Source organism: Streptomyces sp. NPDC001507, from assembly GCF_042894765.1.
GTDB lineage: Bacteria > Actinomycetota > Actinomycetes > Streptomycetales > Streptomycetaceae > Streptomyces.
Genome location: NZ_JBIAVV010000001.1, coordinates 1,039,627 through 1,065,114, shown reverse-complemented (window position 1 = coordinate 1,065,114; position 25,488 = coordinate 1,039,627). Strand labels below are relative to the sequence as shown.

Annotated in this window: 24 protein-coding genes; 10 read left to right on the top strand and 14 right to left on the bottom strand. The window is 72.7% G+C overall.

Going from position 1 to position 25,488, the window contains the following annotated elements; all coding sequences use genetic code 11:
• Positions 1–89: 89 nt before the first annotated feature.
• Positions 90–2,045 (bottom strand): PAS domain S-box protein, encoded by a 1,956-nt coding sequence (locus ACFY0K_RS04795; RefSeq protein WP_390638598.1) that lies wholly within the window; start codon positions 2,043–2,045, stop codon positions 90–92.
• A gap of 527 nt (positions 2,046–2,572) precedes the next feature.
• On the opposite strand from ACFY0K_RS04795, the gene ACFY0K_RS04790 reads away from it, so the two are divergent.
• Positions 2,573–3,397, top strand: a complete 825-nt coding sequence (locus tag ACFY0K_RS04790) for a DUF1684 domain-containing protein (protein ID WP_390638597.1) — start codon at positions 2,573–2,575, stop codon at positions 3,395–3,397.
• 50 nt (positions 3,398–3,447) lie between these two features.
• The gene (locus ACFY0K_RS04785) at positions 3,448–4,134 is read left to right on the top strand and encodes a TetR/AcrR family transcriptional regulator (RefSeq protein WP_390638596.1); all 687 of its coding nucleotides are present in this window, start codon (positions 3,448–3,450) and stop codon (positions 4,132–4,134) included.
• Between the two features lie 92 nt (positions 4,135–4,226).
• Here ACFY0K_RS04785 and ACFY0K_RS04780 read toward each other — a convergent pair whose 3' ends face one another.
• The 9 genes from ACFY0K_RS04780 to ACFY0K_RS04740 all read right to left on the bottom strand — a co-directional run bounded on the left by ACFY0K_RS04780 (position 4,227) and on the right by ACFY0K_RS04740 (position 11,749).
• Positions 4,227–4,925: a DinB family protein gene (locus ACFY0K_RS04780; protein WP_390638595.1), complete on the bottom strand. Its 699-nt coding sequence runs from the start codon at positions 4,923–4,925 to the stop codon at positions 4,227–4,229.
• Positions 4,926–5,021: 96 nt separating this feature from the next.
• A complete protein-coding gene (gene paaE / locus ACFY0K_RS04775; protein WP_390638594.1) occupies positions 5,022–6,134 on the bottom strand; it encodes a 1,2-phenylacetyl-CoA epoxidase subunit PaaE in 1,113 nt (370 codons plus the stop codon).
• On the bottom strand, positions 6,134–6,649 hold the full coding sequence (paaD, locus tag ACFY0K_RS04770) for a 1,2-phenylacetyl-CoA epoxidase subunit PaaD (protein ID WP_390638593.1): 516 nt from the start codon (positions 6,647–6,649) through the stop codon (positions 6,134–6,136). The genes paaE and paaD overlap by 1 nt, the downstream gene beginning before the upstream one ends.
• On the bottom strand, positions 6,643–7,473 hold the full coding sequence (gene paaC, locus ACFY0K_RS04765) for a 1,2-phenylacetyl-CoA epoxidase subunit PaaC (protein WP_390638592.1): 831 nt from the start codon (positions 7,471–7,473) through the stop codon (positions 6,643–6,645). The genes paaD and paaC overlap by 7 nt, the downstream gene beginning before the upstream one ends.
• 9 nt (positions 7,474–7,482) lie before the next feature.
• Positions 7,483–7,773 (bottom strand): 1,2-phenylacetyl-CoA epoxidase subunit PaaB, encoded by a 291-nt coding sequence (gene paaB / locus ACFY0K_RS04760; protein ID WP_093507257.1) that lies wholly within the window; start codon positions 7,771–7,773, stop codon positions 7,483–7,485.
• A complete protein-coding gene (paaA, locus tag ACFY0K_RS04755) occupies positions 7,770–8,741 on the bottom strand; it encodes a 1,2-phenylacetyl-CoA epoxidase subunit PaaA (RefSeq protein WP_390638591.1) in 972 nt (323 codons plus the stop codon). Before paaA ends, paaB begins: the two co-directional genes overlap by 4 nt.
• Before the next feature lie 139 nt (positions 8,742–8,880).
• Positions 8,881–9,732 carry a 3-hydroxyacyl-CoA dehydrogenase family protein gene (locus ACFY0K_RS04750; RefSeq protein ID WP_390638590.1) on the bottom strand — a complete coding sequence of 284 codons (852 nt, stop codon included), beginning with the start codon at positions 9,730–9,732 and terminating at the stop codon, positions 8,881–8,883.
• Positions 9,729–10,532, bottom strand: a complete 804-nt coding sequence (locus tag ACFY0K_RS04745; protein ID WP_390638589.1) for an enoyl-CoA hydratase/isomerase family protein — start codon at positions 10,530–10,532, stop codon at positions 9,729–9,731. The genes ACFY0K_RS04750 and ACFY0K_RS04745 overlap by 4 nt, the downstream gene beginning before the upstream one ends.
• Positions 10,529–11,749 carry a thiolase family protein gene (locus ACFY0K_RS04740; RefSeq protein WP_390638588.1) on the bottom strand — a complete coding sequence of 407 codons (1,221 nt, stop codon included), beginning with the start codon at positions 11,747–11,749 and terminating at the stop codon, positions 10,529–10,531. The genes ACFY0K_RS04745 and ACFY0K_RS04740 overlap by 4 nt, the downstream gene beginning before the upstream one ends.
• Positions 11,750–11,954: 205 nt before the next feature.
• Between ACFY0K_RS04740 and paaI the strand changes: the two genes are divergently transcribed.
• Genes paaI through ACFY0K_RS04725 form a run of 3 tightly spaced genes read left to right on the top strand, consistent with a single transcriptional unit; the run spans position 11,955 to position 14,251 of the window.
• Positions 11,955–12,386, top strand: coding sequence for a hydroxyphenylacetyl-CoA thioesterase PaaI (gene paaI / locus ACFY0K_RS04735; protein WP_390638587.1), 432 nt, complete (start codon positions 11,955–11,957; stop codon positions 12,384–12,386).
• Positions 12,383–13,729 carry a phenylacetate--CoA ligase PaaK gene (gene paaK / locus ACFY0K_RS04730; protein WP_390638586.1) on the top strand — a complete coding sequence of 449 codons (1,347 nt, stop codon included), beginning with the start codon at positions 12,383–12,385 and terminating at the stop codon, positions 13,727–13,729. The genes paaI and paaK overlap by 4 nt, the downstream gene beginning before the upstream one ends.
• 42 nt (positions 13,730–13,771) lie before the next feature.
• The gene (locus tag ACFY0K_RS04725; protein WP_390638585.1) at positions 13,772–14,251 is read left to right on the top strand and encodes a GNAT family N-acetyltransferase; all 480 of its coding nucleotides are present in this window, start codon (positions 13,772–13,774) and stop codon (positions 14,249–14,251) included.
• 147 nt (positions 14,252–14,398) lie between these two features.
• Here the strand turns inward: ACFY0K_RS04725 and ACFY0K_RS04720 are convergent, their stop codons facing one another.
• Positions 14,399–15,463: a glycoside hydrolase family 5 protein gene (locus tag ACFY0K_RS04720; protein ID WP_390638584.1), complete on the bottom strand. Its 1,065-nt coding sequence runs from the start codon at positions 15,461–15,463 to the stop codon at positions 14,399–14,401.
• A gap of 256 nt (positions 15,464–15,719) precedes the next feature.
• On the opposite strand from ACFY0K_RS04720, the gene ACFY0K_RS04715 reads away from it, so the two are divergent.
• Positions 15,720–16,814, top strand: coding sequence for a LacI family DNA-binding transcriptional regulator (locus ACFY0K_RS04715; RefSeq protein WP_390638583.1), 1,095 nt, complete (start codon positions 15,720–15,722; stop codon positions 16,812–16,814).
• Here the strand turns inward: ACFY0K_RS04715 and ACFY0K_RS04710 are convergent.
• Positions 16,780–18,375 (bottom strand): FAD-dependent monooxygenase, encoded by a 1,596-nt coding sequence (locus ACFY0K_RS04710; protein ID WP_390638582.1) that lies wholly within the window; start codon positions 18,373–18,375, stop codon positions 16,780–16,782. The two genes, ACFY0K_RS04715 and ACFY0K_RS04710, sit on opposite strands and share 35 nt — an antisense overlap.
• A 190-nt stretch (positions 18,376–18,565) precedes the next feature.
• On the opposite strand from ACFY0K_RS04710, the gene ACFY0K_RS04705 reads away from it, so the two are divergent.
• The 3 genes from ACFY0K_RS04705 (at position 18,566) to gap (ending at position 21,056) form a co-directional block, all read left to right on the top strand.
• The gene (locus tag ACFY0K_RS04705) at positions 18,566–18,931 is read left to right on the top strand and encodes a low affinity iron permease family protein (RefSeq protein WP_390638581.1); all 366 of its coding nucleotides are present in this window, start codon (positions 18,566–18,568) and stop codon (positions 18,929–18,931) included.
• Positions 18,932–18,994: 63 nt separating this feature from the next.
• Positions 18,995–19,951 (top strand): helix-turn-helix domain-containing protein, encoded by a 957-nt coding sequence (locus ACFY0K_RS04700; RefSeq protein ID WP_351959796.1) that lies wholly within the window; start codon positions 18,995–18,997, stop codon positions 19,949–19,951.
• A gap of 109 nt (positions 19,952–20,060) precedes the next feature.
• A complete protein-coding gene (gap, locus tag ACFY0K_RS04695; RefSeq protein WP_390638580.1) occupies positions 20,061–21,056 on the top strand; it encodes a type I glyceraldehyde-3-phosphate dehydrogenase in 996 nt (331 codons plus the stop codon).
• Positions 21,057–21,120: 64 nt separating this feature from the next.
• Here the strand turns inward: gap and ACFY0K_RS04690 are convergent, their stop codons facing one another.
• The gene (locus ACFY0K_RS04690; RefSeq protein WP_390638579.1) at positions 21,121–22,728 is read right to left on the bottom strand and encodes an MFS transporter; all 1,608 of its coding nucleotides are present in this window, start codon (positions 22,726–22,728) and stop codon (positions 21,121–21,123) included.
• Between the two features lie 401 nt (positions 22,729–23,129).
• On the bottom strand, positions 23,130–24,374 hold the full coding sequence (locus tag ACFY0K_RS04685) for a ThuA domain-containing protein (RefSeq protein WP_390638578.1): 1,245 nt from the start codon (positions 24,372–24,374) through the stop codon (positions 23,130–23,132).
• Positions 24,375–24,529: 155 nt separating this feature from the next.
• Here ACFY0K_RS04685 and ACFY0K_RS04680 point away from each other — a divergent pair, with 155 nt between their 5' ends.
• The gene (locus ACFY0K_RS04680) at positions 24,530–25,474 is read left to right on the top strand and encodes a D-2-hydroxyacid dehydrogenase family protein (protein WP_390638577.1); all 945 of its coding nucleotides are present in this window, start codon (positions 24,530–24,532) and stop codon (positions 25,472–25,474) included.
• Positions 25,475–25,488 lie beyond the last annotated feature (14 nt).

Here is a 25,488-nt window from a genome sequence, read left to right as displayed (position 1 = left end):
GCCGCGACCGTCGGACGGGCGGCATCCCCGTCGCGTCCGCCGGCGGACGGCCGAGTTCGGCCATCCCCGGGTATGCCGACGGCGCCGCGTCACAGCTTCAGCGTGAACCAGGTCGTCTTGCCCTCGTCGGTGGGGCGCACGCCCCAGGTGTCGGCGAGGGTGCGGACCAGGAACAGACCGCGGCCCGACTCCTCGTCCCCGGCCGCGATACGGGGCTGCGGCAGGTGCGGGCTGCGGTCGCTGACCTCGACGGTGAGGTCGGTGGCGGTGCGGCACAGGTGCAGCCCGATGGGGCCCTCGGCGTGCTGCACGGCGTTCGTGAGGGTCTCGGACAGCAGCAGGAGAGCCTCGTCGACCGGGCCGGTGCAGTCCCAGGAGAGCAGCGCCTTGCTCAGGAACGCGCGGCCTTCGGGCACGGAGGAGGCGATGGCCGGAAGGTCGGTGGTGACGGCCGCCGGGGGTGCGGCCGGCAGCTGGGCGAACAGGAGCGTCACGTCGTCGTCGTGGCTGTCGGCCTCCGGCAGCAGCCGGGACAGGACGTGGTCGGCGGCGGCTTCCAGACTCGGTGGGGCGGTGAAGAACCCGCCGAGTACCGAGGTGAGTTCGGCGATCCGGCCCTCGATGTCGCTGCCGGGCGTCTCGACCAGGCCGTCGGTGTAGAGGATGAGGGTGGCGCCCGGCGGTACGGACGTCGAGGACTGCTCGTAGAGGATGTCACCGACCCCGAGCGGGGCGTTGACCTGTGCCGGGAGTCTGCCGACGGTGCCGCCGGGGGTGGCCACCAAGGTGGGGAGGTGACCGGCGGAGCAGACGGTCACCGTGCCGGTGTCCGGGGCGATGGTGAGGTAGCAGCAGGTCACCAGCTGGTCCGGCACGTCGAGGTCCTGGACGCAGGTGTCGAGGGCCTGCATCAGCTGCCGGGGTTGCATGCCGGTCTTGGCCAGCGCGTGCGCGGCCGAGCGCAACTGGCCCATCACCGCGGCGGCTTCGAGGCCGCGGCCCATCACGTCCCCGATGAGGACGCCGACGCGGCCGGCGCCCAGCGGTATGAGGTCGAACCAGTCGCCGCCCACGCCCGCGCCCTGCGTGGCCGGCCGGTAGCGGCTCGCGGTGGCCAGGCCGGGGATCGCGGGTGGCGTGCCCATGAGGCTGCGCTGCAGGGTGAGCGCGATGTGCCGCTGCTGCTCGTACAGCGCGGTCAGTTCGGCCTCGGCGCGCTTGCGGTCGCTGATGTCCCGCACGATGGCGCACGCCCCGACGACCGTGCCGTCCGTGTCCCTGGTCGGCCAGAGTGTGACGTCCACGTCCAGCAGGCTGCCGTCCTTGGTCACCCGGAGCGTCTCGAAGTGCTCGACCTTCTCGCCGTGCAGCAGCCGCTCCAGGAGCGCGCTGATCTCGCCGCGCATTTCGGACGGGGAGAGCAGCGACACGTGCCGGCCTATGACCTCCTCGGCCGTGTAGCCGTACAGCCGCTGGGCGGCCGCGTTCCAGTAGGTGATGTAGCCGTCGAGGGTCTTCGCGAGGATCGCGTCCTGGGACGACTCGACGAGCGCGGCGAGTTCGTTGATGCGGGCCTCGGCCGCCTTGCGGTCGCTGACGTCCCGGACGGCGGCGGAGACCAGCAGCCCGTCCGCCGTCTCCAGCGGGCTGAGGCTGATCTCGACGGGGAACTCGGTGCCGTCCTTGCGCAGGCCGTGCAGATCGAGCCCGGCGCCCATCGGCCGGACCTGGCGGTTGGCCGCGTACCCGCCCCGGTGCATCGTGTGCTGGCCACGGAAGCGGTGCGGCATCAGCAACTCGACCGGACGGTCCAGGAGTTCCTCGCGCCCGTAGCCGAAGAGGGCCTCGGTCTGGGCGTTGACGAGCCTGATGGTGCCGGTGTCGTCCACGATCACCATGGCGTCGGGTGCCGCCTCCAGCAGGCCGCGGAACCTTTCCTCGGCGGCTTTCGGCCCGTCCGCGCCGACGCCGGCGCCGCACCGGCAGGCCTCCCGGTCCGCTCCGGCCGCCGCACAAGCCAGACCCGACTCGGCAAACGCGCCCATGTCCGCCCCCTCCCGCCGGTTGCGATGAATCAGGTCATCACAGCGCATCGAGTCGACGACCAGGGCGGCATGTCGGTTACTGTCCGCCGTTCGGCCGAACCTGTCCGTCATCGGCCCACTGCGGGACGCTTGGGTGAGAGGACACGGAGGCGACGACGCCGCCGGAGCACGCACGGCACCCGTCTCCCGAATCCGGTCCGGGCCGGTCGGCACCCGGACCGGGACATCCGGCCGTTGCCCGCGCATCCGGGCTGCGGGTCGACGGGGTTCGGCCGTCAGTCGATCCGCCTCACGGCCGAACCCTGTCTCCCGGACGTCCGCCGGCACGGCACACCGCTGCTGCCGCTCCCGAAAGCCCGCGTCCTGAACCTCGGGCCTGAGTCCGGGGCCCGGCTGCGGGACCCGGGTCCCCACGACACATGGCTGACAAGAAGCTGTCACACGCGGACCGGAATGCGGCCTCGTCGACCCTCGTTCTGACTGGTACGGCTGTTGCAGAGCCTCGCCCGACGAAAGAGGACGGACGCATGACGACTGAGGCCACCACCACGGATCTCCAGGTCTTCACCGAGAGCTGGCAGGACTGGCACCGCGCCCAGGAGGCCCGGATCTCCGCTCCGCACGGGTTCCTGGCCATCACCGGGCTGCACTGGCTCGACGACCGCCCGCAGCGCTTCCCCGACGCCCCGGGCGCCTGGCGCACCGGCCCCGACGGGGTCGTCGTCACCCTGGACGACGGCGAGGAGCTGGTCGTCGACGGGACGCCGGTCCGGGGCGAGCACCACTTCAGCGTGCTTCCCGAGCGCGGCGGTGTCGACGCGGTCTGGGGCGACGCCGTGATCGAGGTCGCCAAGCGCGGCGGGAACGACATCGTGCGCCCCCGGCACCCGGACGCCCCGCTGCGCACCGCCTTCACCGGAACCCCCGCCTACGCCCCCGACCCGCGCTGGGCCGTGACGGGCCGGTACGTCCCCTTCGACGAGCCGCGGCCGACCACGGTGGGCGCCGCGGTGGAGGGCCTCGAGCACGTCTACGACGCCCCGGGCCGGATCGAGTTCGAGCTGGCGGGGCGGCAGCTGTCCCTGACCGCGTTCCCCGGGCACGGTCCGGGCGGGCTGATGGTGCTGTTCACCGACGCGACCTCCGGGGTCACCACCTACGCCGCCAACCGGTCCCTGTCCGTCGGACCGCCCGCCGCCGACGGCACGGTGGTCCTGGACTTCAACCGCGCCGCGAACCTGCCGTGCGCCTACACGGACCTGGCCACCTGCCCGCTGCCGCCCGCCGAGAACCGGCTGCCGGTGGCGGTCGAGGCCGGGCAGAAGATCCCGCGCGAGCGCGGCGGATCCTGACCAGGGCCGCAGGGCTCGGCGCACATGATCCACAGGGCTACCATGTGCGCATGCCCGAGCGTCCCCCCGCGAGTACGCCGAAGGACGGCGAGCGCCCCCTGCGGCGCGACGCCGCCCGCAACCGGGAACGGATCGTGCACGCGGCGCGGGAGGTTTTCGGCTGGCGCGGCCTCGCGGTGACCCTCGACGACGTGGCCAAGCACGCCGGGGTCGGCGTCGGCACGATGTACCGGCGCTTCCCCACCAAGGAGGCTCTGGTACGGGCCGTGTTCGAGCAGGACCTCGCGATGCGGCAGGAGTCCGCGGAACAGGCCCTCACCCACCCCGATCCCTGGCAGGGGCTCGTCGACTTCCTCATGACGATGACGGCCGACCTCGCCGAGAACCGCGGCCTGCACGAGGTGATCATGCTGGGGAGCCACAGTTCCGAGCCCTTCGAGACGGCCCGCGGGGGCATGCTCCCCTACCTGGAGGCGCTGATCCGGCGGGCCCAGGAGAGCGGGCAGCTGCGCACGGAGGTGACCGCCTCCGACATCCCCGTCATGCAGCAGATGCTCATCGCCGCCGCCCAGTTCACCCAGGGACGGCGGCCCGACATCTGGCGCCGCTACATCGAGATCCTCCTGAACGGCTTGCGGCAGCGCCCGGACGACCTTCCGCTGACCACGCCCAGCCTGGACAACGAGGTGGTGGAACAGGTGATGGGCCTGGTGCGGGCGGATCCGGCGCGGGACTAGCCGCTCCGCTGGACGTGCCGCGACGGCCCGTCGGTCGACTGCGGCGCCGTCGTGGCTGGTCGCGCAGTTCCTCGCGCCCCTTCGGGGCGCGCTCAGGACGGGCGGCGGGCCTGCCACAGGTCGCGGAGCAGGGCGACCTCGGCCATGTGGTGGATGAGTTCGAGATTGGTGTTGCTCACCACGTCGACAAAGGGGTCGTCGGGATCGGAGCCGGACGGGTACTGGGAGAAGCCGACGGTGTCGAGCTGCTCGTCGGTCACGGTGGCGACGTCGGCCCGCCAGCGGTCCACGTCCGCCCAGAAGCGGTCGAGGGCCAGGGCCGCGACGGGTGTGAAGTCGACGAGCTCTGCGGGGTCCTGCCGCCGGGTGCCGAAGGTCCACTCCCAGCGGGCGGCGAAGCCCGAGTGCAGGTGCCCGAGCCGCCAGGCGATGGTGGTGACCGCGGTCCGGTCGGGCTCCGGCGGGGCGGTGTCGGCGAGGATCTCCTCGACCCGCTGCACACTGACGCTCCAGTCGTCGGCGATCTTCGCGACCGTCATGCCCGCGGCGACCTGCCGGGCCACCTCGGCGTACTCGCTGGCCGGGATGTCGGGCGCGCCCTTGTCGAGGACCCAGTCACCGGGGCCGTACGCCCTGGGCGTCGCCGCCTCCTTCCGGCGCCGGATCGACCAGGAGCCGGGCACCGGCTCCCACAGGTACTCCTCGTCGCCGAGCCCGGTCAGCCGCACCTGGGCCCGTTCCCTGGTGACGTCGAACTGGTCCAGCAGCACGCCCAGTCGGCCGGTCCCCATGCCTGGCTCCCTTCACGGTCAGCCGTTCGGCTGCGCTCGGGCGGAGGCTATCGGCCGGCCCGAGCGGGGCGCCACGGATTTCCGCGCCGGGGCCGGTCAGCTGTCGTAGTCGACGGTCAGCGACTCGGAGACCGGGTAGGACTGACAGGTCAGGACGTAGCCGGCGTCCACCTCGGCGGGTTCCAGGGCGTAGTTGCGGCGCATGTCGGCCTCGCCGTCCGTGATGCGGGCGCGGCAGGTTCCGCAGACGCCTCCCTTGCAGGCGAAGGGGAGGTCCGGGCGGAGGCGGGCGGCCGAGTCGAGGATGGTGCGCTCGCGCGGGAGGCGCGCGGTGGTGGAGCGGCCGTCCAGGGTGACGGTGACCTCGCTGGCCGGGCCGGTCGCCACCGCGTCCTGGTGGCGGACGGGCTCGATCGGCTCGTCGGCGTAGAAGAGCTCCTGGTGGATCCGGCCGGCGGGGACGCCCAGTCCGGCGAGCACCTTCTGCGCGTCGACGACCATGCCGTGCGGGCCGCACAGCCACCAGTGGCCGGCGCCCTCGACGTCGACCAGGCCGTCGATGAGCGCCCCGAGGCGGTCGCCGTCGAGGCGGCCGGAGAGGAGTTCGGCCTCGCGGGGTTCGCGGGAGAGGACGTGGGCGAGGTGGAAGCGGGTGCGGTACTCGTCCTTCAGGTCGGCGAGTTCGTCGGCGAACATCACGGTGTCGGTGCGGCGGTTGCCGTAGAACAGCGTCACCGTCGAGCGGTCGTCGGCGGCGAGGACCGACTCGGCGATGGACATCATGGGGGTGATGCCGGAGCCGGCCGCGATGAGCACGTGGTGGCCGGGGACCGTGAGGTCGGGGGTGAAGGCTCCGGTGGGGGCCATCACCTCGACGGTGTCGCCCGGGCGCACCTCGTGGACCAGCCAGGAGGAGAAGAGTCCGCCGGGCACCTCGCGGACGCCGATGCGGGGCGCGGTGCCGGCCGGCGAGCAGATCGAGTAGGAGCGCCGCTCGTCGCGTCCGTCGACCTCGCGGCGGAGGGTGAGGGACTGGCCGGGGCCGAAGGCGAACTCCGCCGCGAGGGCGTCGGGGATGTCGAAGGTGACCGCCACCGCGTCCTCGCACAGGGGCTGGACGGCGGCGACGCGCAGGGGATGGAAGGCAGGGCGGCGCCGGCGTGCTGTCGTCGCGGGGGCACCGGCGGTCGGTGCCGTCAGCTCTGCCATCAGATCTCCTTGACGTACTCGAACGGCTCCCGGCAGCTGAGGCAGCGCCACAACGCCTTGCAGGAGGTGGCCGCGAACCGGGAGGTCTCCTCGGTGGCGGCCGATCCGCAGCGGGGACACGGAACCGTGCGCCGGGTCGGCGACAGGTCCAGCGGGACGGGACCCGCGGGGCGCCGGGGCGCGGCGTTGGGCGGGGCGATGCCGTGGTCGGCGAGTTTGCGGCGCCCTTCGGGGGTGATCCAGTCACTGGTCCACGGCGGGTCGAGGACCGTGCGGATCTCCACGCGGCCGAAGCCGGCGTCGCGCAGGCGGGCGGCGACCCCGGCGCGCATCTCGGCCATGGCGGGGCAGCCCGAGTAGGTCGGGGTGAGGTCGGCGACCACCGTGCCGTCCGGCTCGACGGTGACCTCCCGCAGCACGCCGAGGTCGGCGAGGGTGAGCATGGGGAGTTCCGGGTCGGGCACCTGTTCGGCGATGTGCCGGGCCCGCCGGGCGTCGGTCAGGACGGTCACCACGTCGCCTCCGGGTGGGCGCGGGCCACGCTCTGCAACTCGGCGAGGAGCGGGGCGAGATGGCCGGTGTGCTCGCCTTTGCGGCCCTGGCCGGGCAGCGAAGGGGCAGCCGGCACGGGGAGTCCGGCCGCGTCGAGGACCTGGTGGAGATCGGCCAGCACCGCGTCGCGCACGTCGTGGGCGGCGAACAGCTCCTCCCAGTACGGGGCCTGCGCCTCCAGGGCGGTCAGCATCCGGGCGTGCGACTCCTCGGTGCCGTCGCCGAGGCGTACGACCCACTCGGCGGCGTACTGCCGGTGGTAGGTGAGCTCCTTGACGCCCTTGGCCGCGATCGCCGCGAGCACCGGGTCGGGCGCGGCGGCCAGTCCGGTGAAGTGGGCGAGCCGCCAGCTCGCGAACACCAGGAGCCGCAGGACGGAGAAGGCGAAGTCGCCGTTGGGGAGTTCGGCGAGGCGTACGTTGCGGAACTCGGCGGCGTCCCGGAAGTAGGCGTAGGCGTCCTCCGTGCGGCCGGTGCCGTCGGTCTGGCCGGCGCGGGAGTAGAGCAGCCGGGCCTGGCCCAGCAGGTCGAGGCCGATGTTGGCCAGCGCCACCTCCTCCTCCAGCTCGGGGGCGCGGGTGACCCATTCGGCGAGGCGCTGGGCCAGGACCAGGGCGTCGTCGCCGAGCGCGAGGCAGCTCGCGGCCAGTGCGGCGGCGTCGACGCCCGCGGGCACGGCGGTGTCGACGCCGTGCAGCGGGTCCTCGAAGCCGGTGCCGAACGCCCAGCGCGCGTCGCTGTCGTCGTGCCCTTCGGCCAGGCTCAGGTAGACGTGGTCGTCGCTCATCACCGGCTCCTAGATGTGCGGGACATCGTCGGGGATGTCGTAGAAGGTCGGGTGGCGGTAGACCTTGTCGGCGCTGGGGTCGAAGAAGGGGTCCTTCTCGTCCCGGGTGGAGGCGGCGATGTGCTCGGAGCGCACGGCCCAGATGCTGACGCCTTCGTTGCGGCGGGTGTAGAGGTCGCGGGCGTGGGTGAGGGCCATCTGGTCGTCGGCCGCGTGCAGCGAGCCGACGTGGACGTGGTTGAGGCCGCGCTTGCCGCGGATGAAGATCTCGTACAGGGGCCAGTTCCCGGTGTCGCTCATACCACTGCCTCCTCGCGGGCTCGGGCGGCCTGCTTGGCGGCGTGGGCGCCGGCGGCCGCACGCACCCAGGCACCTTCCTCGTGGGCGGACCGCCGGCGCTCCATGCGCTCCGCGTTGCACGGGCCGTTGCCGCTGATGACTTCCTTCAGCTCGGACCAGTCGGGGGTGCCGAAGTCGTGCCGGCCGCGCTCCTCGTTCCAGCGCAGTTCGGGGTCGGGCAGGCTCACGCCGAGTCTGTCCGCCTGCGGCACGGTCATGTCGACGAACCGCTGGCGCAGTTCGTCGTTGCTGTGCCGCTTGATCTTCCAGGCCATCGACTGCGCGGAGTTGGGCGAGTCGGTGTCGGGCGGGCCGAACATCATCAGGGACGGCCACCACCAGCGGTCCACGGCGTCCTGCACCATCTCGCGCTGGGCGTCGGTGCCGCGCATCATGGTCATCAGCAGTTCGTAGCCCTGCCGCTGGTGGAAGGACTCCTCCTTGCAGATCCGCACCATCGCGCGCGCGTAGGGGCCGTACGAGCTGCGGCACAGCGGGACCTGGTTGCAGATGGCCGCGCCGTCCACGAACCAGCCGATGACGCCGACGTCCGCGTAGCTGAGCGTCGGGTAGTTGAAGATCGACGAGTACTTCTGGCGGCCTTCGAGGAGGCGCTCGGTGAGCTCCGCGCGGTCGATGCCCAGGGTCTCGGCGGCCGAGTACAGGTACAGGCCGTGGCCTGCCTCGTCCTGGACCTTGGCGAACAGGATCGCCTTGCGGCGCAGCGAGGGCGCCCTGGTGATCCACTCGCCCTCCGGCTGCATGCCGATGATCTCCGAGTGCGCGTGCTGGGCGATCTGCCGGATCAGCGTCTTCCGGTAGCCGTCCGGCATCCAGTCGCGCGGCTCGATCCGCTGGTCCCGCGAGATCGTCGTCTCGAAGTGGGACTCCAGATCGGGCCCGGTGTCCCTTCCGGCCGCTTCAGTCATCTCCACCAACTCCCAACCGACCATTCGTTCGGTTCATCATAAGGTGCGCCCTCCCCGGTCTGGCAAGGGGCTACGCCGATCAGTGCGGTGAGCACTGCGGCTGCCGTGGGCTCGGGAGAGGAGCCGCGGGCAGCCGCGGTCACCACGTGTAGAAGCCCTGTCCCGTCTTGTGTCCGAGTTCGCCGCGGGCCACCTTGTCGCGCAGCAGCCGCGGCGGGGCGAAGCGGTCACCGAGCGTCGCGTGCAGGTACTCGGCGATGGCGAGCCGTACGTCGAGCCCGACCAGGTCGGTCAGGCGCAGCGGGCCCATGGGGTGCTTGTAGCCGAGCCGCATGGCGTCGTCGATGGCCTCGGGCGCGGCGACGCCCTCCTCGACCATCCGGATCGCCTCCAGCCCGAGGGCGAGCCCGAGCCGGCTGCTGGCGAAGCCGGGCGAGTCCCTGACGACGACGTCCTGCTTGCCCAGCGCCGCGGTCCATTCCAGGACGGACTCCACCGTGCCCGGGGCGGTGCCCGGGGCGACGACGATCTCGACGAGGGCGGAGGCGGGCACCGGGTTGAAGAAGTGCATGCCGAGGAAGCGCTCCGGGCGCCGGAGAACCGCGGCGAGGTCGGTCACGGACAGGGAACTGGTGTTGGTGGCCAGGACGGCGGTGTCGCCCACGGCGTCCTCGGCGGTTTTCAGGAGGCGGGCCTTGAGCGCCGCGTCCTCGGGCACGGCCTCCACCACCAGCTCGGCGTCCGCGGGCAGCGCCGCCACCGTGGGTACGGCGGCCACCCGGCCGGCGACCTGCTCCGCGTCCTCCGTCAGGTGGCCCCGCTCCGCGGCCCGCCGCAGGCTGCCGCCGATCCGCTCCAGTACGGCGGCCGCGGCCTCCGTGCCGCTCTCCACCACGGTGACGGCCGAGCCGGCGGTGGCGAAGGACTGGGCGATCCCCGCGCCCATCCGGCCGCCGCCGATGACCGCGACGGTCCTGGGTGCCGATGTCATGCGCGGCTCCTCTCCTGCTCCGGGTTGTCCGACGTGTTCGTGGACGCGTTCCTGGAGGCGCTCTTCGCCAGGAAGCGCGTCATACGGTCCTTCTTGTCCTGCCCCTCGAAGAGCACGGCCTGCGCCAGGTCGTCGGCGACCGGGTGGGCGCCCGGCGAGTCGACGACGAGCTTCGTCAGCCGCAGGGCGGTGGCCGAGGAGCGCGCCATCCGGTCGAGCAGCGCATGGGCCGCCGTGAGCAGCTCTTCCGCCGGGACGACGTCGATGACCAGGCCCGCGGCGAGCGCGGCCGGTGCGTCGAGGGTGCGGCCGGCGAGCAGGATCTGTTTGGCGACCGACTCCCCGACCAGTTCGGGCAGCCGCCAGCAGGCGCCGGCCGCCGCGAGGATGCCGAGGCCGGGCTCGGGATTGCCGAAGACGGCACCGGGGCCGGCGATCCGCAGGTCGCAGGCGTAGGCCAGCTCGGCCCCGCCGCCCAGGGCCCAGCCCTCGACGGCCGCCAGCGTGGGCATGGGCAGCCGCCGGACCCGCTCGAAGAGGCGGCTGTTGATGCCCTGCAGCGCCTGGTCCCGGCCGCGCTCCAGCAGCTCGGCGATGTCGGCCCCGCCCGCGAAGACCCCGCCGTGGCCGGTCAGGAGCAGCAGTCTGGGGTCCTGCTCCAGCCGCTCGCAGACCTGGTGCAGTTCGCTGATCATCCGGCCGCTGATGGCGTTGCGGGCCTCGGGCCGGTGGAGGGTGACGACGACCCGGTCGGCGCGCTCCTCGACCAGGAGGGTGTCGTAGGACGGGGAAGTGGTCACACCCGCTCCACAAGGAGTGCCACGCCCTGGCCGACCCCCACGCAGAGCGTGGCCAGGCCGCGGCGGCCGTTCTCGCGTTCGAGGCGGCCGAGCAGGGTGAGCAGGATGCGGGCGCCGGAGCAGCCGAGCGGATGACCGAGGGCGATGGCGCCGCCGTCGGCGTTGACCTTGTCCTCGTCGAGCTTGAGGCGGCGGATCACGGCCAGCGCCTGGGCGGCGAAGGCCTCGTTGAGCTCCACGGCGTCCAGGTCGCCGGTCTGCCAGCCGGCGCGGGCCAAAGCCTTCTCGGTGGCGGGGACCGGGCCGAGCCCCATGAGGTGGGGCTGGACACCGGCGGAGGCCGAGGCGACGATCCGGGCCCGCGGGGTGAGGCCGTACCGCTCGACCGCCTCGGCGCTCGCGACCACCAGGGCGGCCGCGCCGTCGGACAGCGGTGAGGAGGAGCCCGCCGTGACGATGCCGTCCGCGCGGAAGACGGTGCGCAGGGAGCCCAGCTTCGCCAGGGTGGTGGAGGGGCGGGGGCCCTCGTCCCGGGCGACCTCGCCGTCACGGACCGGGACCGGCACGATCTCACGGTCGAAGCGGCCCGCCTCCTGGGCGGCCACGGCCCGCTGGTGGCTGCGCAGGGCGAAGGCGTCGGAGTCGGCGCGGGTGATGCCGTCCAGGGCGGCGACCTCTTCCGCGGTCTCCCCCATGGACAGCGTGACCTTGACCGCCTCGGGTCCGGCGTCGGCGGGCACGTCCCGGTCGGCGGCGGTGAAGCGCGGGTTGGTGAAGCGCCAGCCCAGGGCGGTGTCGTGCACCTGCCCGGGCTTGGCCCAGGGGGTGCCGGGCTTCTCCATCACCCAGGGCGCCCGGGTCATGGACTCCACTCCCCCGGCGACCACGAGATCCGCCTCCCCGGCGCGGATCGCCTGGGCCGCCGAGGCGACTGCCGTGAGGCCCGAGGCGCACAGACGGTTGACGGTGTAGCCGGGCACGGTGTGCGGCAGCCCGGCGAGCAGGACCGCCATCCGGGCCACGTCCCGGTTGTCCTCGCCCGCCTGGTTCGCGGCTCCCAGCACGACCTCGTCCACGGCTTCGCGGGGGACACCGGAGCGCCGGACGGCCTCGCCGACGACGAGGGCGGCGAGATCGTCCGGCCGTACGGCGGCGAGTGCGCCGCCGTGGCGGCCCTGCGGGGTGCGGGCCCCGTCGATCAGGTAGACGTCGGGCATCGGGCGGTCTCCTCGGCTTCGGGGTGGACGGGTCGCCGCGGTTGCGGGGCGGCCAGGCGGCTGGTGGCGAAGGCGGCGTCGGACGGGGTGGCGCGGGCGCCTCCGCGGCCTTCGCTCCGCCTCTTGACATGCAGGTGTGGTGCTGGATTACCTTGGCCGAACCGCACGCTAACCGAATGTTCGGTCGGTTCACAAGGTGGTGGAAATGACGATCCAGGTACCCGGGACGACACCTGGCCCCGTCGAGACGATGTTCGCCGCGGACGAGGCTTCCCGGCGGCTGGGGATCGAGTTGCTGGAGCACGGCGAGGGGACGGCCGTGCTGCGGATGACCGTGACCGCCTCGCAGGTCAACGGACACCGGATCGCCCACGGCGGGCACGTGTTCCTGCTCGCCGACACGGCGTTCGCCTGCGCCTGCAACAGCCACGGGCCGGTGACGGTCGCCGCCGGCGCCGACATCGACTTCGTCGCGCCCGCCTACGAGGGCGACGTCCTCGTCGCCACCGCGCGGGAGCGGGTCCGGTTCGGCCGCAGCGGTGTCTACGACGTGAGTGTCGTGCGCGGCGACGAGGTGATCGCGGAGTTCCGCGGCCGCAGTCGCACGCTGCGCACGCAGAATGAGGAGCCGCAATGAGCAGCGAAGTGATCGCGCCCGAACCGAGGGGCACCCGCCGGGGAGAGCCGCTTCCCGAGGCCCTGCTGGACGAGGCCGAGCGGATGTCCCGCGAGGAGGTCGAGGCGCTCCAGCTCACCAGGCTGCGCACGACGCTGCGGCACGCGTACGACAACGTGGAGCTGTACCGCAAGAAGTTCGACGCGGCCGGTGTGGGTCCGGACGACTGCCACACCCTCGCTGACCTCGCCCGTTTCCCCTTCACGACCAAGGCGGACCTGCGGGACACCTACCCCTTCGGCATGTTCGCGGTGCCGATGTCCGAGGTGCGGCGCGTGCACGCCTCCAGCGGCACCACCGGCCGCCCCACCGTGGTCGGCTACACCGACAACGACCTGTCCATGTGGGCGGACGTCGTCGCCCGCTCCATCCGGGCCGCCGGCGGCCGCCCCGGGCACAAGGTCCATGTCTCCTACGGCTACGGCCTGTTCACCGGCGGCCTGGGCGCCCACTACGGCGCCGAGCGCGCCGGCTGCACGGTGATCCCCGCCTCCGGCGGCATGACCGCGCGCCAGGTGCAGATCATCCAGGACTTCCGGCCCGAGATCATCATGGTCACGCCCTCCTACATGCTGACCCTGCTCGACGAGTTCGAGCGCCAGGGCGTCGACCCGCGCTCCACCTCCCTGCAGGTCGGCATCTTCGGCGCGGAGCCGTGGACGGAGGAGATGCGCCGGGAGATCGAGGAGCGCCTGGACATCCACGCGGTCGACATCTACGGGCTGTCCGAGGTCATCGGACCCGGGGTGGCGCAGGAGTGCGTGGAGACCAAGGACGGGCTGCACGTCTGGGAGGACCACTTCTACCCGGAGGTCGTGGACCCGCTGACCGACGAGGTGCTGGCGGAGGGCGAGAGCGGCGAACTGGTCTTCACCTCGCTGACGAAGGAGGCGCTGCCGATCATCCGGTACCGCACCCGCGACCTGACCCGGCTGCTGCCGGGCACGGCGCGTCCCGGGTTCCGCCGGATCGAGAAGATCACCGGCCGGTCCGACGACATGATCATCCTCCGGGGCGTCAACGTCTTCCCCAGCCAGGTGGAGGAGATCGTGCTGCGGACGCCGGGGGTGGCCCCGCACTTCCAGATCCAGATCAGCCGGCGCGGCCGGATGGACCACATGACGGTCCGGGTGGAGGCCCGTCCCGACGCCGGCCCCGCCGACCGTGAGGCGGCGACGCGGACCATCGCCCAGGGCATCAAGGACGGCGTCGGGGTCACCGTGGAGGTCGCGGTCGTCGAACCGGAGACGCTGGAGCGTTCGCTCGGCAAGCTCCGCCGGGTGAAGGACCTGCGCAAGCCGTAATTCGTTGGCGGGCCGACGGCGGGGGTGCCTACCGTCCTCCCCATGCCCGAACTCCAGTTGCTCCGCCCGGAGCACGCCTCGGCGCTGCTCGCCTTCGAGTTGGAGAACCGTGCCTATTTCGCGGCGGCCATCCCCGACCGCGGCGACGACTACTTCGCCCGGTTCGACGAACGGCACCGGGCGCTGCTGGCCGAGCAGGAGGCCGGGACCTGCTACTTCCATGTGCTGGTCGACCCGGCCGACGAGGTGCTGGGGCGGGTCAACCTGGTGGACGTCGCGGACGGCGCGGCCGACCTCGGGTACCGGATCGCGGAGCGGGCCGCCGGGCGGGGGCTCGCCACGTGGGGGGTACGGGAGGTGTGCCGACGTGCCGTCGACGTCTACGGGCTGACCACCTTGCGGGCCGCAGCCGACCTCCGCAACGCGGCGTCGCGGGCTGTCCTCGCCCGGACGGGGTTCACGGTGACCGGGGAGACGCGGCTGTCCCGTGGACCGGGACTTACGTATGTGCTCCGCCTTTAGCCCGCAGCGCTCCGCCGTCGTTCGTCCGCAGCGCCGTCGTAACTGGTCGCGCAGTTCCTCCCCCGGCCCTCGGCCGGGGGTACCCCCGGCGCCCTTTCGGGGCGCTGCCGAGCCACCTGCTGCACGGCAGCCGCCCCAGAGCCAGGGTCAGCCGGTCACCGGCCTGCCGCGCCCCCACGCCCAGGCGAGGCGGTCGGCGCCGGACTGGTTGGTGGTGGCCAGCCAGGGGCGGGAGGCGTCGCCGATCAGCTTCTGGATCGAGTACGTGTCGTCGGTGCGCAGGCCGGGCCAGTACACCGAGCCCATGCCGAGCTTGCGGAAGGTGTCGGTGTCAGCCTGGACGAAGTTGACGGAGTTGTCGTCTGGAGCGGGCTTGTCGTAGTCGAGGCCTGTGGTCATGGGGGCACCGAACTCGTCGGCGACCGTGCGGTTCGCGCAGTCGCCGAGCCGGTCCTTCAGATCGGCCACCCACTGGTCGTAGGTGGCGTAGCTCTTCCAGAAGCCGTAGTGGTGGAGGGAGAGGTAGGTGCCCTTCAGGCGCGGGTCGGCGCAGACGGTGGTGACGTGGTCGTTGTAGCCGGCGCCGCTGACGAAGACGCGGTCGTGCGGGACGGACGGGTAGGTCGCCAGCCACTTCGCCGCCAGGTCGGCCCACTGGGCGTCGGTGTAGCCGTGCGGCTCGTTCATCGGCTCGAAGTAGACGTGCGGGTCGTGCCGGTAGGCCTTCACGACGGTGTTCCACATGGGCCAGTAGGTGGCCTCGTCGTCGATGAACCCGTCCTTGTCGGCGCCGGTGCCCTCCCAGTAGGAGACGATCACCTTGAAGCCCTGCGCGGAGGCCGCGTCGATGACCCCGCGGTACGACGTCCAGTAGGAGCCGTTCACCGTGTACGGGTTGATGGGCAGCCGTACGGTGTTGGCCCCGAGGTTGGCGCGGAAGGCCGCGATCACCCGCGTCGCCTTGGCGTAGGTCTGGGCGTAGCTGTCGGAGAGCGACAGGCCGGAGAGGACCACGGGGTCGTCGGCGTAGTTGTCGCGTGGGTCGGCCCAGTTGACGCCCCTGAACTGGCTGGTGCCGTGCCCCGGTGCGGCAGCGGAGGCGGCGGCCGGGCTGCCGGTGAGGGTCGTGGCGCCGACCGCGGCGATCGCGACGGCCGCGAGGGCGGCACGGGTGCGGGGGGCGATCCGGGTTCTGGCGGGAGTCTTGCGCATCAACGTGCCCTTTCGGAAGACGGCGGCTCGACGCGGGGGCCCGCGGGCCCGAGCGCGTGTTCACGTAAACATCGACGCGGCATGTTCACGTGAACATCGCCTCCGCCGACCTGCCCGCGGGATCTCCGCAGGGGCTGGTCACGGGGCGATGTTTACGTAAACTCGAAAGCGTCGGAATCGTGGCACCCGCTCCTCGGGCCGTCAAGATTCCCGGTCCCGACTTCCCGTGCATGAAGGAGATTTGAGGGGTGGGGCGATGGTGCTGAACGAGCCGGAGCGGCCGGCCGCACCGGCCGGGGGCGGTGCGCGGCGGAGTGGTTCCGGGGTGCCCGGCGGACGCCGCAAGCAGGGTGTCTCCATGGCGGACGTCGCCGAACTCGCCGGCGTCTCCTCGCAGACGGTCTCGCGGGTCTCCAACGGGCATCCCGGGGTGGTCGGTTCCACCCGCGAGCAGGTGCTGGCCGCGATGCGGGAGCTCGGCTACCGGCCCAACAGTGCGGCCCGCGCCCTGCGTTACGGCCGCTTCAACACCATCGGCGTCATCCTGTTCAGCCTCTCCTCCACGGGCAGCAGCCGCACCGTCGAGGCGATCGCCACGCATGCGGCGGCCGAGGGCTACGCGATCACCCTCATCCCCATCGACGTGGCCACGCAGGACAACGTGCTGGGCGCCTTCACGCGGATGGGCGAGCTGGCGGTGGACGCCGTGATCGTCATCATGGAGATCCATCTGCTGGACAGCGCCACCGTGCAACTGCCGCCCGGCGTCCATGTGGTGGTCGTGGACTCGGATGCCGGGGACCGCTACGGCGTGGTCGACACGGACCAGGCCGACGGCGCGCGCGGGGCCGTACGGCATCTGCTGGACCTGGGCCACCCGACGGTGTGGCATGTGGCGGGTCCCGAGTCCTCGTACGCGGCCCAGCGCCGTGCCCAGGCCTGGCGGGCGGTGCTGACGGAGGCCGGGTGCCCGGTTCCGGGGCTCCTGCGCGGCGACTGGTCGGCCGAGTCCGGTTACGCGGCGGGGCTCGCGCTCGCCGAGGAAGCCGACTGCACCGCCGTGTTCGCGGCCAACGACCAGATGGCCCTGGGCCTGCTGCGTGCCTTCCACGAACGGGGCCGGTCCGTGCCCGCGGAGATCAGTGTGGTCGGTTTCGACGACACCCCGGACGCGGCCTTCTTCATCCCGCCCCTCACCACCGTCCGCCAGGACTTCGCCGAGGTCGGCCGCCGCTGCGTGGAGGGCGTCCTGCGCCAGATCCGCACCGGCGACGACTCCCGCCCCGGCACCGACCTGGTCCCGGCCCGCCTGGTCGTCAGGGAGAGCACCGCCGCGCCGCGCACGACGTGACGGCGGTCAGGGCCTCGCGCAGGGCCGGGCCGGCCGGCGGGGGTGCGTCCCAGCGGGCGGCGATGTGACCGTCGGGGCGGACGAGCAGCGCGCCGCCGTGCGGGCGCAGGCCGTACCGGTCGGCGTGGTCGCCGGGCAGCGGTTCGACGCGCAACGGCCAGGGGCCGGTGGTGTGCCGGCGCCAGCGGGCGGGGTCCGGGGTCAGTACGGTGAACCACTCGCCGAGCGCGTCGAGCGTGGAGCGGTCCGGGGTGAGCCAGTGGTGGGGCAGCCGGTGGCCCGGCCGCGCGGCGGGCACGTACTCGGTGCCGGGGACTCCGATGCGGCCATCGCCGTCGCCTCCGTCTTCGCCTTCGCCTTCGCCGAGGACGGCGGCGGAGTCGTACACGGTGCCGAGCACCAGGCCGAGCTGTGCGAAGTACCTTTCCGACCAGGGAAGTTCGACCGGTGCCGAGGAGCCGCTGCGCAACTGCTCCCTGCGCAGGTTCTGCACCTGGAGCAGGAGGTGGGTGTTGGCGACCGCCTGGCGGAGGGTCTCCTGGGCCACCGGCAGGCGCTCGGTCTCGTAGGTGTCCAGCAGGGCGGGTTCGGCCCAGCCCTGCAGCACGCCGGCCAGTTTCCAGGCCAGGTTGTGCGCGTCCGCGACGCCGGCGTTCATGCCGAGGCCGCCGATCGGCGGGACCGCGTGCGCGGCGTCGCCGGCCAGCAGGACCCGGCCCCGCCGGAGGCCTTCGGCGACGTGGGCGGTCATCGACCAGTGCTGGACCCGCACCACGTCGGCACGGACGTCGGCACCGGCGCCCAGGGCGTGCGACACGCGGCCGGACCAGTCGGGCCGCCCGTCGCCGTCGGGCGTGGGGCCGAACCAGGCCCAGCCGCCCTCCGGGTAGAGCGGGGTGAAGGTGCCGAACGCCGTGAAGTAGACCCCGGCGGGCTGGTGGGCGCACCAGGGGGCCAGGTCGGCGTCGAACACGACGGTGGTGTAGTCGCCGAGTGCTCCGGGGCCGGTGGTGGCGATGCCCAGCCGCTCGCGGACGGTGGAGTTCGCGCCGTCGGCGGCGACCACGTACCGGGCCCGGACGCGGGTCCGCGCGCCGCGTGTGCCGTCGGCGAGCACGGCGACGACACCCTCCGCGTCCTCCTCCAGGGCGACCAGCCCGGTGCCGAACCGCACCTCTCCCCCGGCGGCGGCGAGCAGGGTGGGCTCCAGCCGGTCCTGCGAGGTGACCACCCCGACGACCGGGCTCTCGGCGACCGCCGCGCGTACCCCGACCATCGCGGCGCCGGCGAAGTCGGGGGCGCACAGGGTGTCCCGGAAGCGCACCCGGCCGTACTCGGGCGCGAACGCGTCCGCCGTGATCCTGTCGGCGACCCCGAGCCGGCGGAAGATCTCCATGGACCGCACGTTGACCAGGCGGGACCGCGGAAACGGGGACAGTTCCCGGTGCTTCTCGACCAGCAGGGACGGCACCCCCCAGCGCCCCAGCAGCGCCCGCGCGGTGAGCCCGACCGGTCCCCCGCCGACGATCAGCACCGGCACCTCTGCGTCCGCTCCAGGCATGGCTCCATCATCGGCCCCCGGCGACCGCCCGCCGTCCCCGGCCGCGGGCATCCACCCGAACGGGTTCCCGCCCGCCCGGAAGGGGACGCGGGCTCGCCGGCTCGGCTGCGGATGAAGAGGGCGGTGACGGGTACCCGGGCCGGAAGCGTGGTGAAGGGCACCGCGCGGGCGTCGGAGTTCTCCCGTGTCCATGACGCATCCTGCCGAGCGCTCCCGCAACGGGCGGGGCTGGTTCGAACGGCTCGCCGAGGCGGCCTCGAACCTCACCAGCTCGCTGGCGTTCATGTGCTTCTGCCTGGCCCTGGTCGCCGCCTTCGTCGCCGTGCACCTCTCGGGTCTCGCCATCAGCTGGCAGCTGCTCGTCAGCGACATCATGACCTCCGTGAACCTGCTGCTGCTCGCCCTGCTGAAGAACTCCGAGCGCCGCGCGGAGCACGCCATCCAGCGCAAGCTCGACAGCATCGCCGCCGCGCTGCTCGACCAGCGGGAGGGCGACCGCCCGGAGGAGGCCGCCGAGGAGCTGCGCAGGGCGATCCGGATGGAGGAGGAGCTCTGACCCGCCCGCGGCCGGCGGGCAGGCCGCACCGGGCGCGGGCCGGGTCCTCGTACCCTGTTCGATGTGCCTGCCGTCCGTCTGCATCGCGTCGCCGTCCTTGTGCTGGAAGGGGCGAAACCCCTGGACGTCGGTATCCCGGCGCAGGTGTTCACGACCCGGGCGAGCATGCCGTACGAGGTCCGGGTGTGCGGTGCGGCGCCCGGTCTGGTGACCGGCGGCGACGGGCTGTCGTACCACGTCGCCGACGGTCTCGACGCGCTGGAGTGGGCGGAGATCGTGTTCGTGCCCGGGTACCGGTTCCCGGACCGGGAGGACCCGCCGCCGGCCGTCGTCGACGCACTGCTCGGCGCGCACCGGCGGGGCACGCGGCTGGCCGCCATCTCGACGGGGGCCTTCGCGCTCGCCGCGACCGGGCTGCTCGACGGCAGGCGCGCCACCACGCACTGGCACTACACGCGCGCCCTCGCCGAGAAGCACCCGCTGGTCAAGGTGGACGAGAACGTGCTGTTCGTCGACGAGGGCAGCGTGCTGACGTCGGCCGGCGCGGCCTCGGGGATCGACCTGTGCCTGCACATCCTGCGCGGCGACCTCGGGGTGGCCGCCTCCAACCACGCGGCCCGGCGGCTGGTGGCGGCGCCCTACCGCAGCGGCGGCCAGGCGCAGTACGTGCCGCGCAGCGTGCCCGAGCCGCTCGGTGAGCGGTTCGCCGCGACCCGGGAGTGGGCGCTGCACCGGCTCGGCGAACCGCTCGGCCTCGACGCGCTGGCCCGGCACGCGGGGGTGTCGGCGCGGACGTTCTCGCGGCGGTTCGTGGAGGACACCGGGTACACGCCGATGCAGTGGGTGATGCGCGCCCGGATCGACTTGGCCCGCGAACTCCTCGAACGGTCGGAGCGCAGCGTCGAGCAGATCGCGGCCGACGTCGGCCTGGGCACCGGGGCGAACCTGCGGCTGCACTTCCAGCGGATCCTCGGCACGACGCCGAGCGACTACCGGCGCACCTTCACCAAGGGCGAGTAGGGCCGCACGGGTGACGCCTGGCGGGATCCTTTCGAACCGTGGCGTTCTCGCCGCTGTCCCGGCCGCCGCCGGGCCGCGAACCTGGTGGCGTAGCGAAGGGACACCACTTATGACTCGTATCGCCGTCAACGGATTCGGCCGCATCGGACGCAACGTGCTGCGCGCCCTGCTGGAGCGGGACAGCAGCCTGGAAGTCGTCGCCGTCAACGACCTCACGGAGCCGGCCGCCCTCGCGCGGCTGCTCGCCTTCGACTCCACGGCCGGCCGCCTCGGCCGCCCGGTGAGCGTCGACGGGGACGTCCTCGTCGTCGACGGCCGCCGCATCAAGGTCCTCGCGGAGCGCGAGCCGGCGCAGCTGCCGTGGGCCGAGCTCGGCGTGGACATCGTGCTGGAGTCGACCGGCCGCTTCACCTCGGCGAAGGCGGCCCGCGCCCACCTCGACGCGGGCGCCCGGAAGGTGCTGGTCAGCGCGCCGTCGGACGGTGCCGACGTGACGCTGGCGTACGGCGTGAACACCGACGCGTACGACGCGGAGCTGCACACGATCGTCTCCAACGCCTCGTGCACGACCAACGCGCTCGCGCCGCTGGCCGCCGTCCTCGACGAACTCGCCGGGATCGAGCACGGGTTCATGACCACGGTGCACGCCTACACGCAGGAGCAGAACCTGCAGGACGGCCCGCACCGCGACCCCCGGCGGGCACGTGCCGCCGGTGTCAACATCGTGCCGACCACGACGGGCGCCGCCAAGGCGATCGGTCTGGTACTGCCGAACCTCGAGGGCAAGCTGTCGGGCGACTCGATCCGGGTGCCGGTGCCGGTGGGTTCGATCGTCGAGCTGAACACGACCGTGTCGCGCGAGGTGACGCGCGACGACGTGCTGGCCGCGTACCGTGCGGCGGCCGAGGGGCCGCTGACGGGCGTCCTGGAGTACTCGGAGGACGCACTGGTGTCGTCGGACATCACCGGCAACCCGGCTTCGTCGATCTTCGACTCGGCCCTGACCCGCGTCGACGGCCGCCACGTCAAGGTGGTCGCCTGGTACGACAACGAGTGGGGCTTCTCGAACCGGGTGATCGACACGCTGGAACTGCTGGCGCGCTGACGGGTTCCGACGGGGGGCGGAGGGGTCGGCCACCGGACGGTGGCCGACCCCTCCGTGCGGTACGTCAGCTCGCGGCCCCCGCAGGGTGCGCCGCCGCCTCCGGTGCCGCCTGCGGGGCGCGCGCCGGACGGATCCCGATGAGGGCCACGGCGACGACCGCGGCCACCAGCATCCCGATGCCGCCGACGAGGGCGCAGGTGTGCAGGGCGTCGGTGAAGCTCGCGCCGTAGGCGGCCTGCGCCTGGCCGGTGCTCGCCGGGGTCTTCAGGTGCAGGAAGGCGCCCGCCTGGATGCCGACGCCGGAGACCAGGCCGCTCACCTGGCCCTGGTCGGCGGGGCTGAGCCCGGAGGAGGCGAGGTGGCCGGGCAGGGTGGCCAGGGTGCGGTGGGTGAGGACGACGCCGAAGACGGCGGGCCCGAGGGCGCTGCCGATCTGGCGCAGCGCGCTGTTGGCCGCGGCGGCGGTACCCCCGAGCCGGTGCGGCAGTGCGTCCATGGCGATGGTGGTGAGCGGCGCCATGGCGAACGCGATGCCGACGCCGAGGACGCCGATGACCAGGGCGGCCTCGCCGGTGCCGGTGCCGGCCTGGAAGGCGTTCATGAGCAGCGCGCCGATGCCGCCGACGACCAGTCCGGTGACCAGGAGCAGTCCGGGCGTGGCCCGGTTCATCAGCCGCCCGATCAGCGGGCCGAGGACCACCGTGAAGCCGTTGATGGCGATGAGCCGGATGCCGATGTCCAGCGTCGAGGCGTGGTGGACGAGCCCGAAGTACTCGCTGAGCGCGAAGACCAGGCCGACCTGGGCGAACAGGGTGACGGCCATGACGAGGGCCGCGCCGGAGAACGCCCGCGACCTGAACAGGCGCATGTCGAGCATCGGGCAGGCGGAGCGGAGTTCCACGAGGACGAAGCCGGCCGCGCCGAGGGCGGCGGCCACGAAGGCGATCACGACCTGGGCCGAGGACCAGCCGGCGCTGCCGCCCTCGATGACGCCGTAGACCAGGCCGGTGATGGCGACGACGGCCAGCAGCTGGCCCGGGACGTCCAGGTGGCGTTCGCGGTCCGAGCGGGAGTCGGTGAGGACGACGGCACCGATCACGGCCGTGACCACGGCGAGGACGAGCGAGGGCAGGAAGATCCACCGCCAGCTCGCGTGCGCCACGATCACGCCGTTGACCACCGGGCCGAGGGTCAGTCCGAGGCCGAGGGCGGCCGTCCACAGGGCTATCGCGCGGGCGCGTTTGCGGGGGTCCGGGACGACGTGGCCGATCAGGGCGAGCGTGGAGGGCAGCAGCGCGGCGGTGCCGACGCCGGTGAGGGCCTGGCCCACACAGACCTGGACGACGCCGCCCGCGGTCAGGCAGACCAGGCAGCCGAGGCAGAACAGCGCGAGCCCGGCGAGGTAGGTCTTCTTGCGGCCGTACAGGTCGCCGACCATGCCGCAGGTCAGGAGCAGGGCCGCGGTCGGCAGGATGAAGGCGTCGGTGATCCACTGCAGGCCCTCGGTGGAGGCGTCGAGGGCCTGTTGCATGACGGGCAGCGCGACGGAGACACCGACGACCGGCAGGTAGGACACGAACACGCCGAGGCAGGCCAGCACGAGGGTGGCCGTGATGTGCCGGGTGCCGGTGTCGGGCGGTGCGGACGACGGGGACGAGGCAGGAGAAGGCATGGCCACGGGGCACCTCGGGGCAGTGGAGTGACAGGGCGACGTACGGGGGCGGCGCTGGGTGACCTGTCGACTCCCGATCGACGGATGCACCGCGGCTCTGCCGCCGGGCCGACAGCGGGAGCCGCGTCAGGGCGGTCCCGGCTGCCGTCCGCGCGGCGCCTGCGCGGCGGGTTCGGCCGGAATCTCCGTTGACGTGAGCCACTTCTGTCGGGGCAAGCGCTTCGGACCGTATACCGACGTGCCGCCTGCGGAGATGCCCTTGGACCTGCAACCTAAGGTGAACGGCGCTGACGCCTGCCCCCGCCCTCCGGACGGCGCCGTGGCGCCGTTCCCGACGCATACGTGCGACGCGGGCACGCCGTGTGCCGGCGCGCCCGCGTCCCACCCGGGTGCCGGGTGTGTCAGGACGGGAGGGTCCAGTTCTGGTTCGCGGCTCCCGAGCAGGACCAGATCTGGAGCCTGGTGCCGTTGGCCGAGCTCGGGCCGGTGGCGTCGAGGCACTTGCCCGACTGCGGGTTGACGAGGGAGCCGTTCGAGCCCGCCCGCCAGACCTGTGAGGCCGTGCCGTTGCAGTCGTAGAGCTGCACCTTGGTGCCGTCGGCGGTTCCGGCGCCGGTCACGTCCATGCACTTGCCGAGGGCACTGAGGGTTCCGGAGCTGCCGACCGTCCAGTTCTGGGCGCTGGTGCCGTTGCAGTCGTAGAGCTGTACGGCGGTGCCGTTGGCGGTGGCCGCGCCCGCGACGTCCACGCACTTGCCGCCGTACCCGTGGATCGGGCCGGTGGTGCTCGTGGGCGGGGTGACCGGACCGGACTGGCCGGCCGCCCACTTGATCTCCTGGAGCAGGAGCTGGTTCTGCTGGGCGCTCGCGAACGTCGACGACAGCGTGGTGTTGGTCGAGTAGTCCATCGCGTTGTGGCCGAAGTTGTTGTAGACCATCTTGTAGTTGCGGTTGGACCAGACGATCGGGTAGTAGCCGCTGTACCAGGTCTGGTTGGGGTCGGTGCCGACCGGGAACGTGGACGGGGCCATCGAGGCGAGGATGTCGATGGCCGGGTTCTGCCGGAGGTCGTTCTGCCAGCTGTACCACTCGCTCACCGAGGACGTGATGGTGGACGGGAGGTTCGCGGTCGCCGGGTGCGAGGGGTCGTCGATCTGCAGGGTCTCCTGGGTGGGTCCCCAGGAGTTGCTCTTGAAGGTGCCGGTGCCGAGGAAGGTGTTGTGGTACCAGGGCCAGTCGCTGGTGTCGTCGTTGTACGCCGAGACGTGGAAGCCGATGAAGCCGCCGCCGCCCGCCACGTAGTTCTGGAAGGCGGTCTGCTGGGACGCGGTGTGGGGATAGTCGTCGAGGAACATGACGACCTGGTAGCCGGCCAGGGTCGAGGCGTTGAGCCGGCTCCAGTCCGTGGTCGCGGTGTAGGTGAAGCCGTTCTGTGCGCCTGCCTGCGGGAACCAGCTGTTGGCCTCGTGGTCGAAGCTGATGTGTGCCGCGTCGTACGTGCCGTCGTAGAAGGCGATCACGTTGACGGTGCTGGCGGCGTGGGCGTCGTGGGCGGGACCGGCCTGGATGCCGAGCACGACGGCGACCAGGGCGAACAGTCTTAACAGGGTGCGGGGCCAGGCGAGGTGCGGGTGGGGGGTGAGCATGCGGGGCCTTCCTCATACGTGACCGTCGGATACATATGCGGGTGAGCCGCATTGAAGGCCCCGGCGCGCGTACATGTCAATGGTGCAGACCAACCCGGCGCTCGGGTCGGGAGGTGACACCCTGAAGACCGGGGCCGAGAGCGAGAGGAATGCGGATGAGGATCGCGATCCTGGACGACTATCAGGGCGTGGCGCTGAGCCTGGCGGACTGGGATTCGCTCCACGCCGACGTGCACGTCTTCTCCGACGCCTTCGGCGGCGAGGACGAAGCCGTGGCGGCGCTCGCCGGCTACGAGGTGGTCGTGGCCATGCGCGAGCGGACCCCGTTCCCCGCGTCGGCCCTGGAGCGGCTGCCGCACCTGAAACTGCTGGTCACCACCGGCCCCGTCAACGCGGCGATCGACGTGGACGCGGCACGCCGGCTGGGGATCACGGTCTGCGGCACCGGGTACTTCTCCCACCCGACGGCCGAACTCACCTGGGGCCTCATCCTGTCCGCGGCCCGGCTGATCCCGCAGCAGGTGGATTCGGTGCGGCGGGGCGGCTGGCAGCAGGGGCTGGGCACGAGCCTGCGGGGCGCCACGCTGGGAGTGCTGGGCCTCGGCCGGCTGGGGACGGCGGTGACGGAGGTGGGGCGCGCCTTCGGCATGCGGTGCATCGCCTGGAGCCGGCACCTGACGCCGGCGGACGCGCAGGCGAAAGGGGTGACCTACGTGGCCCGGGACGAGTTGTTCGAGCGTTCCGACGTGCTGAGCGTCCACGTCGTGCTCAGCGAGCGCACCCGGGGTCTGGTCGGGGCCCGCGAGCTGGGCCTCATGAAGCCGACGGCGATCCTGGTGAACACCTCCCGCGGGCCGGTGGTGGACGAGGCGGCGCTGATCGGCGCACTGACCGGGGGAACCATCGCCTCCGCGGCGCTGGACGTCTTCGACCGCGAGCCGCTGCCGGCCGGCCACCCGCTGCGCACCCTGCCGAACGCCGTGGTGACCCCCCATATCGGCTACGTCAGCCGGGATCTGTACGAGGTGTTCTACCGGGACGCGGTCGAGGACATCGCGGCGTGGCGGGCCGGGACGCCGGTGCGGACGCTCACGGGCTGAGCGCACCGCGTTCG

What these genes read in the sequence shown, in the direction of transcription:
- ACFY0K_RS04795 (WP_390638598.1), bottom strand. Translation starts at nt 2,045, where the DNA reads ATGGGCGCGTTTGCCGAGTCGGGTCTGGCTTGTGCGGCGGCCGGAGCG.
- ACFY0K_RS04790 (WP_390638597.1), top strand. Translation starts at nt 2,573, where the DNA reads ATGACGACTGAGGCCACCACCACGGATCTCCAGGTCTTCACCGAGAGC.
- ACFY0K_RS04785 (WP_390638596.1), top strand. Translation starts at nt 3,448, where the DNA reads ATGCCCGAGCGTCCCCCCGCGAGTACGCCGAAGGACGGCGAGCGCCCC.
- ACFY0K_RS04780 (WP_390638595.1), bottom strand. Translation starts at nt 4,925, where the DNA reads ATGGGGACCGGCCGACTGGGCGTGCTGCTGGACCAGTTCGACGTCACC.
- paaE (WP_390638594.1), bottom strand. Translation starts at nt 6,134, where the DNA reads ATGGCAGAGCTGACGGCACCGACCGCCGGTGCCCCCGCGACGACAGCA.
- paaC (WP_390638592.1), bottom strand. Translation starts at nt 7,473, where the DNA reads ATGAGCGACGACCACGTCTACCTGAGCCTGGCCGAAGGGCACGACGAC.
- paaB (WP_093507257.1), bottom strand. Translation starts at nt 7,773, where the DNA reads ATGAGCGACACCGGGAACTGGCCCCTGTACGAGATCTTCATCCGCGGC.
- paaA (WP_390638591.1), bottom strand. Translation starts at nt 8,741, where the DNA reads ATGACTGAAGCGGCCGGAAGGGACACCGGGCCCGATCTGGAGTCCCAC.
- ACFY0K_RS04750 (WP_390638590.1), bottom strand. Translation starts at nt 9,732, where the DNA reads ATGACATCGGCACCCAGGACCGTCGCGGTCATCGGCGGCGGCCGGATG.
- ACFY0K_RS04740 (WP_390638588.1), bottom strand. Translation starts at nt 11,749, where the DNA reads ATGCCCGACGTCTACCTGATCGACGGGGCCCGCACCCCGCAGGGCCGC.
- paaI (WP_390638587.1), top strand. Translation starts at nt 11,955, where the DNA reads ATGACGATCCAGGTACCCGGGACGACACCTGGCCCCGTCGAGACGATG.
- paaK (WP_390638586.1), top strand. Translation starts at nt 12,383, where the DNA reads ATGAGCAGCGAAGTGATCGCGCCCGAACCGAGGGGCACCCGCCGGGGA.
- ACFY0K_RS04725 (WP_390638585.1), top strand. Translation starts at nt 13,772, where the DNA reads ATGCCCGAACTCCAGTTGCTCCGCCCGGAGCACGCCTCGGCGCTGCTC.
- ACFY0K_RS04720 (WP_390638584.1), bottom strand. Translation starts at nt 15,463, where the DNA reads ATGCGCAAGACTCCCGCCAGAACCCGGATCGCCCCCCGCACCCGTGCC.
- ACFY0K_RS04715 (WP_390638583.1), top strand. Translation starts at nt 15,720, where the DNA reads ATGGTGCTGAACGAGCCGGAGCGGCCGGCCGCACCGGCCGGGGGCGGT.
- ACFY0K_RS04710 (WP_390638582.1), bottom strand. Translation starts at nt 18,375, where the DNA reads ATGCCTGGAGCGGACGCAGAGGTGCCGGTGCTGATCGTCGGCGGGGGA.
- ACFY0K_RS04705 (WP_390638581.1), top strand. Translation starts at nt 18,566, where the DNA reads ATGACGCATCCTGCCGAGCGCTCCCGCAACGGGCGGGGCTGGTTCGAA.
- gap (WP_390638580.1), top strand. Translation starts at nt 20,061, where the DNA reads ATGACTCGTATCGCCGTCAACGGATTCGGCCGCATCGGACGCAACGTG.
- ACFY0K_RS04690 (WP_390638579.1), bottom strand. Translation starts at nt 22,728, where the DNA reads ATGCCTTCTCCTGCCTCGTCCCCGTCGTCCGCACCGCCCGACACCGGC.
- ACFY0K_RS04685 (WP_390638578.1), bottom strand. Translation starts at nt 24,374, where the DNA reads ATGCTCACCCCCCACCCGCACCTCGCCTGGCCCCGCACCCTGTTAAGA.
- ACFY0K_RS04680 (WP_390638577.1), top strand. Translation starts at nt 24,530, where the DNA reads ATGAGGATCGCGATCCTGGACGACTATCAGGGCGTGGCGCTGAGCCTG.